This is a genomic window from Hydrocarboniphaga sp. FW305-C-57 (assembly GCF_058783045.1).
On sequence record NZ_JBYSYG010000018.1, the window covers coordinates 1 to 12804 of the forward strand.

The 12804-nt window shown below is 67.8% G+C and carries 11 protein-coding genes; 6 read left to right on the forward strand and 5 right to left on the reverse strand.

What is annotated here, in order from left to right; translation table 11 throughout:
* Nucleotides 1–142: 142 nt before the first annotated feature.
* Nucleotides 143–2056 carry an N-acyl-D-amino-acid deacylase family protein gene (locus tag AC3WUM_RS23570; protein WP_492413529.1) on the reverse strand — a complete coding sequence of 638 codons (1914 nt, stop codon included), beginning with the start codon at nt 2054–2056 and terminating at the stop codon, nt 143–145.
* Nucleotides 2057–2194: 138 nt separating this feature from the next.
* Nucleotides 2195–3634, reverse strand: coding sequence for a bifunctional D-glycero-beta-D-manno-heptose-7-phosphate kinase/D-glycero-beta-D-manno-heptose 1-phosphate adenylyltransferase HldE (gene hldE, locus AC3WUM_RS23575; RefSeq protein ID WP_492413531.1), 1440 nt, complete (start codon nt 3632–3634; stop codon nt 2195–2197).
* Nucleotides 3635–3785: 151 nt separating this feature from the next.
* Here hldE and AC3WUM_RS23580 point away from each other — a divergent pair, with 151 nt between their 5' ends.
* Nucleotides 3786–4898: a glycosyltransferase family 4 protein gene (locus AC3WUM_RS23580; RefSeq protein ID WP_492413533.1), complete on the forward strand. Its 1113-nt coding sequence runs from the start codon at nt 3786–3788 to the stop codon at nt 4896–4898.
* 74 nt (nt 4899–4972) lie between these two features.
* Here the strand turns inward: AC3WUM_RS23580 and AC3WUM_RS23585 are convergent, their stop codons facing one another.
* Nucleotides 4973–5893: a branched-chain amino acid transaminase gene (locus AC3WUM_RS23585; RefSeq protein ID WP_492413535.1), complete on the reverse strand. Its 921-nt coding sequence runs from the start codon at nt 5891–5893 to the stop codon at nt 4973–4975.
* Between the two features lie 117 nt (nt 5894–6010).
* Here AC3WUM_RS23585 and AC3WUM_RS23590 point away from each other — a divergent pair, with 117 nt between their 5' ends.
* From AC3WUM_RS23590 to AC3WUM_RS23610, 5 genes are all read left to right on the forward strand, one after another.
* Nucleotides 6011–7039, forward strand: coding sequence for a glycosyltransferase family 9 protein (locus AC3WUM_RS23590; protein ID WP_492413537.1), 1029 nt, complete (start codon nt 6011–6013; stop codon nt 7037–7039).
* Nucleotides 7040–7053: 14 nt separating this feature from the next.
* Nucleotides 7054–8133 carry a glycosyltransferase gene (locus AC3WUM_RS23595; RefSeq protein WP_492413539.1) on the forward strand — a complete coding sequence of 360 codons (1080 nt, stop codon included), beginning with the start codon at nt 7054–7056 and terminating at the stop codon, nt 8131–8133.
* A 55-nt stretch (nt 8134–8188) separates the two neighbouring features.
* Nucleotides 8189–8839, forward strand: a complete 651-nt coding sequence (locus AC3WUM_RS23600) for a hypothetical protein (protein ID WP_492413541.1) — start codon at nt 8189–8191, stop codon at nt 8837–8839.
* 81 nt (nt 8840–8920) lie between these two features.
* A complete protein-coding gene (locus tag AC3WUM_RS23605; RefSeq protein WP_492413543.1) occupies nt 8921–9601 on the forward strand; it encodes a hypothetical protein in 681 nt (226 codons plus the stop codon).
* A complete protein-coding gene (locus AC3WUM_RS23610) occupies nt 9598–10797 on the forward strand; it encodes a glycosyltransferase (protein ID WP_492413545.1) in 1200 nt (399 codons plus the stop codon). Before AC3WUM_RS23605 ends, AC3WUM_RS23610 begins: the two co-directional genes overlap by 4 nt.
* On the opposite strand, the gene AC3WUM_RS23615 is transcribed toward AC3WUM_RS23610, so the two are convergent.
* Both AC3WUM_RS23615 and AC3WUM_RS23620 read right to left on the reverse strand, forming a co-directional pair.
* Entirely contained in the window at nt 10733–11596 is an 864-nt protein-coding gene (locus AC3WUM_RS23615) for a glycosyltransferase family protein (protein ID WP_492413547.1), read from the reverse strand. The genes AC3WUM_RS23610 and AC3WUM_RS23615 overlap by 65 nt on opposite strands.
* Nucleotides 11593–12645: a hypothetical protein gene (locus AC3WUM_RS23620; protein WP_492413549.1), complete on the reverse strand. Its 1053-nt coding sequence runs from the start codon at nt 12643–12645 to the stop codon at nt 11593–11595. The genes AC3WUM_RS23615 and AC3WUM_RS23620 overlap by 4 nt, the downstream gene beginning before the upstream one ends.
* Nucleotides 12646–12804 lie beyond the last annotated feature (159 nt).

Below are 12804 nucleotides of genomic sequence, written 5' to 3' on the forward strand. Positions count from 1 at the left end.
CTCCCGCTCTACAAAATCTCGACAGCGATTCGGGCAACCAGCTGTCTTTATTCGGGAATTAACCGGACAGTACTGGCAGGAGCAAAGAAAGTAACCCCCGGCCGGGAAGGCCAAAAACCCTCAGCGCACAACCTACCCCGAATCAAACAACCAAAGCCGCAGCAGCAGAACTCACCACCCCATGCTCGCGATGCCGCAACACCCGCCCGGCGGACTCCACCCCGAACACCGGCAGATAAGCCCCGTCACGCCACAACAGCTTGCCGCCGACGACCACCGCCGCGACCACGCCCTCGGGCCGGTTCACGAGCTGGTGATGCGCGAAGCAGTCGCGCCAGACGTATTCGACCGTGCGCTCCGGATCCCAGCGCTTGAGCGCCTGCGGATCGACCACCGCGATGTCTGCCGCAGCGCCGACTTCCAAACGACCCGCATCGAGGCCGAAGAATTCCGCGGGCTCGCTCGTCAGGCGCCGCACCGCCGTCGCCACGCGCGAAACGCCGTCTTCCTGCGCGAGCTTGAGCATGCGCAGGTTGCCGTCGTAGAACGCCATGTTGGTCAGGTGCGCGCCGCTGTCGTTGAAGCCCGGCAGCAGCAGCGGTTCGAACAGCAGGCGCTTGATCGTCCGCGCGTCCGCGTTCGCGGTGATCGTGGTCCAGCGCAGTCCGGTATCGAAGCGGCGCAGCAGATGGATGAGGAAATCCGCATCGTCGGGAGCCTTCGCGAACGAGGCGAAGGTCTCGCGCTCGATTTCGCTGCGCGCGCCCTGCCCGTTGCGCTGCCAGTTCAACAGGCGCTCGTGCACCGCTTGCAGCGTCTCGCCGGCCCACTCCGCGACCGGCGCGCGATCGATGCGCATGTCGCGCAGCTCGCGCGACAGCACGTTGCTCTCGCGACGCAGCCAGCGCGCGATGCGCGCGAGGTTGAAGCCGCGCTTGCCGTGGTTCCACATGCGGCGGAAGTCCGCGGCCCAGGCCGGATCGTTCATGATCGCGAGCCGCGCGGCGCGATCTTCGAGATCGCATTCGTTGAGCGCGCGCAGGCACGGAATCTCTTCGGAGATCGGCGTGATGACACCGTCGGCCCAGGTCTGGAACGGAGCCGCGAGCGCCTGGAAGCGGAAGCGTCCGCGCAGCAGCTTCGAGTTCAGGATGCGCGACAGCATCATCGCCATCGGCAGCAGCGAGCGATTGGTGTTGAACTCCATCGCCGCGACCGCGGTGGTCTTGAGCGTGCGGCCGAACAGCAGGCCCGAGGTCAGCAGGAAGTTGCGGATGATCGCGAGCTTGTCGTCCTTCGGCGGCGTGGCCTGCCAGACGCGGCCCCAGCGACGCACGACGTGGGTGAGCCGCTTGAGCTCGCCGTAGCCGGCGAACTGCGTCGGAATCTGCTTGCGCGTGTTCGGCTGGTTGGCGAGGTAGTGGAACGGCAGCGCGTCGGTCGAAAAGCCGATGTAGCCCTCGCGCATGCCTTTCTCGACGAGCGCTTCCATGCGCGCGAGTTCGCTCGCGGTCGGATCACGCGTGATCGAATCCTGCAGGCCCATCACTTCGATGCGCAGCATCGAATGCGGAATCATCGGTGCCACGTTGGGGCCGAGCGCCTTGCGATCGAAGTGCGCGAGATAGTCGGCCGAATCGTGCCAGTCGACGATGTCGGCGACTTTGCTCAGCACGGTCTTGGGCACGTTCTCGACGCGCGCGAAGCAATCGACGATCGGATCGGCGCCGTCGCGGCGCTGCGCACCGAACGCGAGGCCGAGCGAGCAGTTGGCCACCACGACGGTGGTGGTGCCGTGGCGCACGGCTTCGGGCAGGCCGGGTTCCAGTTCGACTTCGAGATCGAAATGCGTGTGGATGTCGAGCAGGCCGGGCATCAGCCAGCGGCCGCTCGCATCGACGGTTTGCGTGGCCTGCGCGGCCGGCAGATCGGGCCCGATCGCGGCGATGCGCCCATCGGCCACCGCGACGTCCTGCACGCGCGGCGTGGCGTCGGTTCCGTCGAATACCAGCGCGTTCTTGAACAGCAAGCTCCAGGGAGCGTGGCTACCGTCCATGCTGCGTCTCCACCTAAACGATGGCGCATTAAAACGCGGCGCCCTCGGCGGCGAAGTAGGAATTTCGCTTCTGTTGCGCGGACTAGGTCAATCTTCCCAAGACCCGCCGTTCAGCTGTGCGAGCCCGGCGTTCGCGGATCAGGCGGGCTTCTGCGCCCTGGCGATCGTCGAGGTCGTCGAATAGCCGTTATAGAAATCGAGGATCACGGTACGCCCGCCGGCCGCGGCCACGGCCTCGTGGCCGGCCACCTGCTCGACCGTGTAATCGCCGCCCTTGACGAGAATGTCGGGCAGCACGCGGCCGATCAGCCGGGCCGGCGTGTCTTCGGAAAACGCGACCACCGCATCGACGCACTTGAGCCCGGCGAGCAGGCGCATGCGATCGGCCACCGCGTTGAGAGGGCGCGTCGGCCCCTTGAGGCGGCGCACGGAATCGTCGTCGTTGACCGCGACGATGAGCCGGTCGCCGAGCTTGCGCGCCTGTTCGAGGTAGCGCAGATGGCCGACGTGCAGCAGATCGAAGCAGCCGTTGGTCATCACCACGCGCTGGCCTTGCGCGCGCGCCTGCTGCATCCAGCCGAGCAGGGCGTCTTCGTCGAACACGCCGGCGGCGCTGTCGCCGATCGGATGCGGATCGAGCGCGGCCTCGAGTTCGGCCGGCGACACCGTGGCCGCGCCGAGCTTGCCGACGGTGATGCCGGCCGCCGCATTCGACAGCGTCACCGCCTGTTCGAGATCGGCGCCGGCCGCGAGCGCGGCCGTGAGCGTAGCGATCACCGTGTCGCCCGCGCCGGTCACGTCGAACACTTCGCGAGCCTGCGTCGGCAGATGCAGCGGAGCGGCGTTGCTGCGCAGCAGCGTCATGCCCTTCTCGCTGCGCGTGACGAGCAGCGCCTGCAGTTGCAGTTCGCGCAGCAGCGCGTCGCCCTTGGCGACCAGCGTGGCCTCGTCCGCGCAGGCACCGACCACGGCTTCGAGTTCGGGCACGTTCGGCGTCAGCAGCGTGGCCCCGCGGTAGCGCGTGTAGTCGCTGCCCTTGGGATCGACCGTGACGGGCTTGCCCGCACGCTGACAGGCCTCGATGAGCCGCTCTACCTGGGCCAGCGTGCCCTTGCCGTAGTCGGACAGCAGCACCGCATCGACCTGCGGCAGCAGTGCATCGAAAGCCTTGGCGAAGTCCTCGCGCGCGAAGGCATCGCCGGCCGCGAACGATTCTTCGAAGTCGAGCCGGATCACCTGCTGGTTGCGCGAGAGCACGCGCAGCTTGGTGATGGTCGGATGCGCCGGCGCTTCGATCCAGTGCGCGGCGATCGCCGCTTCGACGACGCGCTCGCGCAGCACATCGCCGGCCTCGTCCGCGCCGATCACGCCGAGCAGGCCGGTCTGCACGCCGAGCGCCGCGAGGTTCAGCGCCACGTTGGCCGCGCCGCCCGGACGCGCCTGATCGCGGCTCACGCGCACCACCGGCACCGGCGCTTCGGGCGAGATCCGCGAGGTGCTGCCGGTCCAGTAACGATCGAGCATCACGTCGCCGACCACGAGCACGCGGGCCTTGGCGAAGCGGGGCAGAAGACTCATGAAAAGCTCGTCTCGGGCATGGGCTGGCGAGGGTACAACAGACCGGGAGACGGGAGACGGGAAAAACCGGCCGGCGCGACGCGCAAGCGATTTCGCTGCAGCTGCCGCTTCTACGTCTTCCGTTCCCCGTCTGCCGTCATATAGTCCGCCCATGAAAATCCTCATCGTCATCCACACGCGCACCGTCGGTGGTGTCGAGCGCCATGCGCTCGCGCTCATGCAGGGACTGCGCGCGCGGGGGCACGAGGTCGCTTACGCGGGGCCGGGCAAGGGCTGGCTCGGCCGGCGGGTCGCCGAGCTCGGGCTGCCGATGCTCGATCTGCGCATGCGCGGCTATCTGGACCTGCCGTCGATGCTGCGCCTGGCCCGCTATGCGCGCCACTTCGGCGCCGACCTGCTGCATGGGCATTCGCAGCGCGGCTCGCATTACGCGGCGATGGCCGGGCTGCTCGCCCGCCTGCCCGCGGTCGCGACCGCGCATTCGCCGCGCTCCTGGCGCTTCTTCGGAGCGGCCCGTCGCATCATCGCGGTCTCCGATTCGGTGCGCCGGACGCTGATCGAGCACGGGCGCCCGGAGCGCAAGATTCGCGTGGTCTACAACGGCGTCGTCGATCTGCTGCCCGGCATCGGCAACGCGCCCGAGCTGCGCGCCGAACTCGACCTGCCGCCCGATGCGCTGATCGGCGGCATGGTTTCGCGGCTGGTGCCGCAGAAGGGTCACGACCTGATCGTCCGCCTGATGGCCGAGCATGCGGACCTGCACAACTTCTTCCTCGTCGTCGTCGGCCCCGATCGCACGCGCTGGGGCCGGCAGGTGCGCGAACTCGCCGAGTCGCTCGGCGTCGCCCACCGGCTGCGCTTTCTCGGCGAACGCCACGACGTCGGCTCGCTGATGGCGAGCTTCGACTTCGTGCTCGCACCATCGCGCCAGGAAGGCTTCAGCCTCACGCTGATCGAGGCCGCGTCGGTCGGCAAGCCGGTGATCGCGACCGCGGTCGACGGCAACGCCGAGATGATCGTCGACGGCGTGACCGGCCTGCTCGCCGAGCCCGAGTCGGTCGAGGGCCTGGCGAGCGCGATTCGCCGGCTGCGCGACGAAGCCGGCCTGGGCCTCGCACTCGGCGCGGCGGCGCGCGAACGCTACGAGCGCGAATTCACCGACGAGGCGATGATCCGCCGCACCGTGGCCGTCTACGGCGAGGCGCTCGACTCGCGCCGGCAGAAGCTCGAGCCTCCGCAGGCGCTGCCCCCGCTACAGACCTGAGCGGGTTCGGGGCGCGCAAACGAAAACGCCATGTCCGCGACTCGGACATGGCGTTCTTCACATCACGGAGCGGCTCAGATGTGGCTGAGCCACTCCGGATACTCCTCGCGTTGGCCCTTGACCTGGGCGAGATAGGTGGCTTGCAGCTTCTGCGTGATCGGGCCGCGCGAGCCGCTGCCGATCGCGCGATTGTCGAGCTCGCGGATCGGCGTGACTTCGGCCGCGGTGCCGGTGAAGAAGGCCTCGTCGGCGACGTAGATTTCGTCGCGCGTGATGCGGCGCTCGCGCACCTTGTAGCCGAGGTCTTCGGCCAGTTTCATGACCGTGCGACGCGTGATGCCGTCGAGCGCCGAGGTGACGTCGGGCGTGCTGATGACGCCGTCGGTGACGACGAAGATGTTCTCGGCCGAGCCTTCGGCGACGAAGCCTTCCGGATCGAGCATGAGCGCTTCGTCGTAGCCGTCCTTGAGCACTTCGTTCAGGGCCATCGACGAGTTCAGGTAATTGGCGTTGGCCTTGGCGCGGCAGACCGCGGCGTTGACGTACTGGCGCTGGAACGAGCTGGTCTTGACGCGGATGCCGCGCTCCATGTTCTCGGCGCCCAGGTAGCTGCCCCAGGTCCAGGCGGCGACGATCACGTGGGTCTTGAGGCCGGCGGCGCGCAGGCCCATGCCTTCGCTGCCGTAGAACACCATCGGGCGCAGGTAGGCTTCCTTGAGCTTGTTCGCGCGCAGCACTTCGAGCTGGGCTTCGTTGAGCTCGTCTTCACTCCAGGGCATCGCCATGCCGATGATCTTGGCGCTGTTGAACAGGCGCTTGGTGTGTTCCTTCAGGCGGAAGATCGCCGTGCCCTTTGAAGTCTCGTAGGCGCGCACGCCTTCGAAGCAGCCAGCGCCGTAGTGCAGCGTATAGGTCAGCGTATGCGTGGTGGCTTCGCGCCAGGGCACCATCTTGCCGTCAAACCAGATGTAGCCGTCGCGATCGGAAAAGCTCATGACCGGGAATCCTGTGTGTTCGTGAGGGTGTTCGGGATATCGCGGCCCTTGATCTGTCGAAGGCGGCCTGCGAGCGGCGGCTATTATAGGCGCCCGCCCCCGTCGACGCCCGCCGCTTTGGCCCTCGCCCAAACGCTCAGCTGTCGCGGCAGCCAGCCGCGCATTCTCATCGTGCGACTCTCCGCGCTCGGTGACCTCGTGTTCGCCACGTCCCTGCTCGCGGGGCTGCGTGCGCGCTGGCCGCAGGCGCATATCGGCTGGCTCGCGCAGACCGGTTTCGCCTCGATCCTGGACGGCGATCCGCGCATCGACGAGGTCATCCGTGTTTCCAGCGAAATCTACGGATCGCCGCGCGGCTGGCTGAAACTGCGCCGCGAACTCGCCGCCAGGCGCTTCGATTGGGTGATCGATGCGCAGGGGCTCGCCAAGTCGCGCCTGCTCGCCGCGCTGGCGCCCGGGGCGACGCGCATCGGCTTCGCGTCAAAGGAGCCACTCGGCTTCCTGCTCGATCACTCGCTGCCCAAGGGCGGCGACATTCGCGACATCGCTTCGGAGTATCGCTTCCTGGCCGAGGCGATCACCGGCCAGGCCGCGCCGCCGCCGACGCTGATGGTTCGCGACGAGGCTGCGCAGCGGGCCCGCGAGGCGCTCGCCGGGCACGGACTGCAAGCGGGCTTCATCGCCCTGTGCCCGTTCACGACGCGGCCGCAGAAGCACTGGATGGAGGAATACTGGCCCGAGCTCGCAGCCCGGCTGGATCGCCCCTGCGCGATCTTCGGCGGGCCGGCCGACGTCGAGGCGGCGCAGCGCATCGTCGAGGCGAGCGCGGTGCCGGTGGTGAACCTCGCCGGACGCACCAGGCTTTCCGAGCTGCCGGCCTGGATCGCGCAGGCCGGGCTCGTCATCGGCGTCGACACCGGGCTCACGCATATCGGCACCGCCGTGCGCAGGCCGACGCTCGCACTGTTCGGCTCAACCTGTCCGTATCTGCAAGGCGCGGCATCGCCGCTCGAGGTGATCTACGACGCCCTGCCCTGCGCGCCGTGCAAGCGCCACCCGACCTGCGACGGGCGCTTCGATTGCCTGCGCGGCATCACTCCTCTGCGCGTCGCCGCTGCGGCGCGTGAATTGCTGGGCCCCGCATGAGCCAGGCCGAGCGCATGAAGATCGTCCACGTCGAAACCGGCCTGCATCTCTACGGCGGCGCCCAGCAGGTCGCCTACCTGCTCGCCGGACTCGCCGAGCGCGGCGTCGACAACGTGCTGGTGTGTCCGCCCGGCGCGGCGATCGGCCAGCACTTCGCGGGCAGCGCCGTGAAGGTGATCGAAGTGCCCTGCTCGGGCGATGCGGACCTCGGCTTCGCGTTTCGCCTGGCGCGCGTGCTGCGCGACGAACGACCCGATCTCGTGCATCTGCACAGCCGCCGCGGCGCCGACGTGCTCGGCGGCCTGGCCGCGCACAAGGCCGGCGTGCGCGCGATCCTGTCGCGACGCGTCGACAACCCCGAAACGCCGTGGCTCGCGCGCCTCAAGTACAGGCTGTTCGATCGCGTGATCTGCATCTCGCAGGGCATCGCCGACGTGCTGCTGTCCGAAGGCGTGGAACCCGCGCGCGTGCGCGTGGTGCGCTCGGCCGTCGATTCGGCGCCGTGGACGCAGCCCGAACCGCGCGCGGCCTTCTGCGCCGAATTCGGCGTCGATTCCGATGCCCTGATCATCGGCGTGGTCGCGCAGCTGATCGAGCGCAAAGGCCACCGCGTGCTGTTCGAAGCGCTCGCGCGCCGCCACACGACGCAGAAGCTCGCGATCGTGATCTTCGGCCAGGGGCCGCTGCGTGCCGCGCTCGAAGCCGAATCGCGCTCGCTCGCGGTGCCCGTGCATTTCGCGGGCTTCCGGCGCGACCTGACGCGCTGGGTCGGCTGTCTCGATCTGCTCGTGCATCCGGCGCTCATGGAAGGCCTCGGCGTCTCGCTGCTGCAGGCCTCGGCCGCCGGCGTGCCGATCATCGCGAGTCGCGCGGGCGGCATGCCCGAGGCCGTGCGCGACGACCTCAATGGCCGGCTCGTGCCACCGGGCGACGCGCAGCGCCTGGGCGAAACGCTCGACGAGCTGATCGAACAGCCGGAAATGCGCCGACGCCTCGCCGATGGCGGCCCGCGGCTGATCGCCGAAGCGTTCTCGATCGACACGATGGTCGACGGAAACCTCTCGGTCTACCGCGAGCGCCGCGCCGCGCCGTAGCGCTGCCGACAGCGATCACAGATTCATCGATACCGATAACGACAGAGGAGTCCCCGTGCCTGTTTTCCAGCGATTCCGCAGCGTCCTGCTCGCCGAATTCGTTTACATCCTGCTGCTGCTCCCGCTGCCCTGGCTGCTGAGCTGGCAGCAGATGCGCTGGCTGCTCTCGGAGCAGGGGCCGTTCGAAGTGCTCAGCGCCGTGCTCCGGATGGTTCTCGGTGTGTTTTGCCTGCTCAGCGCGAAACTCGGACCGCGCCGGCTGATCAGCTGCGGCCTCGCCAGTTTTGCGGCCTGCGCACGCGAGCTCGACGTGCACACGGCCATCACCGGCATGAGCATCTTCAAATCGCACTACTACCTCAAGACGCCTGCGCCGATCGCACAGAAGCTGCTCGTCGGCGCGCTCGCGCTGGCGATCCTGGCCCTGCTGATCGATGTGCTCGCCGCGGGCCTGCGGGCGCTGCGCCAGGATGGCTTGCAGCAGGACTGGATGTGCAGCGCGCTACTGGGCTTGGTCACCACCTTGGCGACCAAGGGACTCGACAAGGTCGAAGCCTTCACCCACGACATCACCGGTCACCATCTGCCGCAAATCTGGGGGCTGGTCGTCGCCGCGCTCGAAGAGGGCGTCGAAATGTCGCTGCCGCTGCTGTTCATCGTCGCGCTGGCGCAGTATCGGCACATGCGAGCGCAGGACGTGGCCTAAGCACGGGCGGGAAGCATTCAGCTTTTGCGTGCAAAGCTTGCGGCTGGCTGTATCGACACAGGATCGTCGGAGATCGTCGCCATGGATTCGGCTTTGCGCTTTCGCAACGTTCTGCTTGCTGAAATCATCTACATCGTGCTGTTGACGACATTTCCGTGGCTGCTGACCAAGCAGGAAATGCACTCGGTGTTTTCCGAGCAGGGCCCGTTCGAAGTGCTCAGCGCGGTGTTCTGGGCAGCGCTGGGCCTGCTCTGCTTCATGACCGCCAGACAGGCTCCTCGCCGCCTGATTCCGTGCGGCCTCGCGGCCTTCGTCGGCTGCGCACGCGAACTCGACTTGCATACCGCGATCACCGGCGTGAGCATCTTCAAGTCGCACTACTACCTCAAGACTCCCGCCCCGGTCGCCGAGAAACTGTTCGTCGGCCTGCTCGCGCTCGCGATCATCGCCGTGCTGATCGATGTGGTGCTCTCCGGCATCCGCGCATTGCGCCAGGGCGCCTTGCGACAGGATTGGATGCTCACCGCAGCGCTGGCCTTCGTCACCACGGCGGCGACCAAGGTCCTCGACAAGCTGCAGTCCTTCGTTCACGACTTCACGGGCCACTGGCTGCCGCAGATCTACGGGCTGGTCATCAATGCGCTCGAGGAAGGGGTGGAGATGTCGCTGCCGCTGCTGTTCATCGTCGCACTCGTGCAGTACCAGCGCAGGGCGACATCGGCATCGGCGGCGTATCCGGCGCCCGCGTTCGATCGCCGATGAGGCCAGCCCGGGAAGGCGCCGAACGCCGCAAGCTGCTGTTCGTCGTTCCCGATCTCAAGGGCGGTGGCGCTCCGCGCGTGATCCTGAGCCTGCTCGGAGCGCTCGATGCGCAGCGCTACGACATCAGCCTGCTCAATCTCGGGCCGCGCGGTCAGGCGCTCGAATCGCAGATTCCGCCCACGGTGAAACTGCGGCGCAGCTGGCCCGGGGGTCTGCTCGGCGCGAGGCTCGCGACGCTATGGCACGGACGTGATCGCGATCTGCTGATCGCGGGCCAGGAGACACGCGCGACCTTCTGCGTGCACTGGGCCGCGAAGCTGCTGCAGCGGCCCGCCGCGGCCTGGGTGCATATCGCGTACGAGCACTGGGCGCGCGGCCATTCCGAACGCCATCGCAAGCGCTCGCGCAATGCGTACCGCGAGATCACCAACCTGGTCTTCGTCGCCGAAGGCGCACGCATCTCGATGCGCAACTGGCTCGGCGAGCAAAAGGCGCTGCCCTCCGCCCGGCAGCGCGCGAACTGGACGGTGATCCCGAACCTGTTTCGCGCCGACAACTACGTCGACGATCAGGCGCCGAGCGCCGAGCAGCGCGAGCTGCTGCAGGCCATGCGGTCGCGCCCGAGCCTGATCGGCATCGGCCGCCTCGAAGCGCGCAAGGGCTTCGACGTGTTGCTGCGCTCGGCCGCGCAAGCCTTGCGCAAAGGGCTCGACTTCGATGTCGTGCTGCTCGGCGAAGGGCCGCTGCGCCACTCGCTCGCGGCGCTCGCGAGCGAGCTCGGCATCGCCGATCGCGTCTTCATGCCGGGACACGTCAGCAGCTCGCTGCCGTGGCTGCGCGCCGCGACCGCCTACGTGCTGACTTCGCGTCTCGAAGGCCTGCCGACGACGATCCTCGAAGCCTTCGCCTGCGGCACTCCGGTGATCGCCAACGATTGCCCGTCGGGTCCGGCCGAACTGCTCGCGGGCGGCCGCGCGGGCGAGCTCGTGGCGATGAACGATCTCGATGCGCTCGCGCAAGCGATGCAGCGTGTCCTGCAATCGCCCGAACGCAGGGCACAGCTGCGTGCCGCCGGACTCGCCCGCGTGCAGCGCTACGACGTGCAATCGGTGATCCCGCAGTGGGATCAGTTCATCGAATCGTCGATTCGCTCCGGACCGATCGGGATGCCGGCAACGCATCCACACGAGGCTTGAGCGCCAGTCGTAGGCGCTGCCGGGCTTCGTCGAACACCCAGACGACGATGCCGACCGGCTTCGGCAAACCCGCGAGCCAGGCATACCAGAACAGCGACATCAGCCGCTTGCGGTCGCCCTTGAAGTGCAGCACGCGCTTGTCGCCCTGCGGGCGCAAGACCTTGCGGATGCGATCGCCCGGCGTGTGGTTGTAGCGCTCGCAGGGCAGCAGCCGAATGCGCGCTTCGATCCGCGACGAAGCACCCGTGCCGTCCCAGCCGATCGCATCGCGCAGCGCACGCTGGTCGCCGTACCAGGCGGCCTCGCCCGCATACACTTCGTGAAACAGCCGCAGGTACTCATCGAAGAAGCGGCGCGCCACATCGGCTCGCCGCTGCCGCAGCAGCAGAAAGCCGCCGTTGACCGGCATGTCGGCATCGTCGCGCACGGTCAGCGCGATGTCGCAGTCGGCGGCGTCCTGCCCGCCTTCAAACAATTCGGTGAGCGGCCCATTGAGCAGCATGTCGGAATCGAGAAACAGGACATCGTCGTCGAAGTGCGTCTGCAAAAAGCGCTGCTGGGCCTCGGCGCGCGACAGCATGATGCGCCGATGATCGACCGGATGATCGATGCGCTCGAAAGCGACGCTCAGCGGCGACAGATCGGTCTGCGCATCGGTCAGCACCGCAAGCCTGGCGTCAGGGTGGAAGCGCAGCACCGAACGCAGCATCCAGTCGAGCAGGCGCAGATATTCGGCATGCGACCAGCGCACGTTCGGATGCGCGTCGACGGTCTGCACGTGAAAGGTGACGACTCTCATGCCCAGCTCGCGATGAAGCGCTGCATGGTCACATGCGCTGCGCGTGCCTGCTCGCGTAGCGGCTCGAAGTCGTAGCCGAGCGCGTTCTCGAGCGAGCTTTCGATGGTCTGCGCATCGAGCAGGGGATACGGGAACGCCTCCGCCATGCCGAGCGCGCGGCCGTCGATCGGCAGCAGCCAGCTGCGCCGGTTTCGGCTCAGCAGCAGCAGATGCGCATGCAGCCGGCTGCCGACGTGCAGGTCGACGCCTTCGTAGAAATGGCGCGCTTCGTCGGCACCGGGCGGAACCACCACCTCGAAGCCCAGCTTGGCCGCGAACTCGCGCAGCGCGAAAGCGCGCGCCGGATCGGCCACCGCCGGAGTGTCGCGCGAGCGCAGGCGCGCGATCCACGAAGGACGCCGGAAATCCTGATGCACGACGAAGCTGCGTCGCGCCTTCGGCCACAGCCGGGCGACCGTCTGCAGCAGGCGCGTTTCGCGATCCCAGAAATCGCCGCGCTCGGTCGAAGTCACCGCGACATGCGATTCACCGGCGTGGAAACGCTGCGATTCGAGCAGCGGCGTATCGAGCAAAACCGGGCAGCCGGTCATCAAAAAGCGATCGGACAAGTGCGGCAGCTCGCGCTGCAGATAGCGCAGCGTCACCGGACAGCGCCAGGACGAATATTCGATGCGCTCATGAACGGCTTCGAGCAGCTCGCGCGTGAGCTCGGACATGCGCTCGTTGCGATTCGGCTCGCCGTTGTAGCCGAGGCCGAACGGCACGAAGCGCCAGCTCGCCTCGCGCAACTGCTGCGCATCGAAGCCCGGCCAGATCCGGTAGCGATCGTCGAGCTGGTTCGCCCCCGCGATCACCACGGTTCCGGCCTGTTGCATCGCGCTGCGCGCCGCGGCCCCGGGCGCGATGCGCGTGGAATAGCAACCCACCGAACGACGCGGCGCGAGCAACCGCTCGATCGCGCGCAAAATGAAACCGTCACCGAGGTTCGGAATCTTGTACGCCGTCATGCGTGGCGGCACCCGGTATGGCGTGAGCAGCGAATAGTCCATGTCCGTAGGAGGCTCCGATTAAGCGTGGCGAGCGAACGCAGGTCGCTCGAGGACGGAGCGCAGGAACCGGGCCGTACGAGTAGTACGTGAGGCTGAGGGCCGTATCGGCCGAAGCGAAGCTTCGGCAGGCCCGAACGAGCACCGCCCTCGGGTGAGATG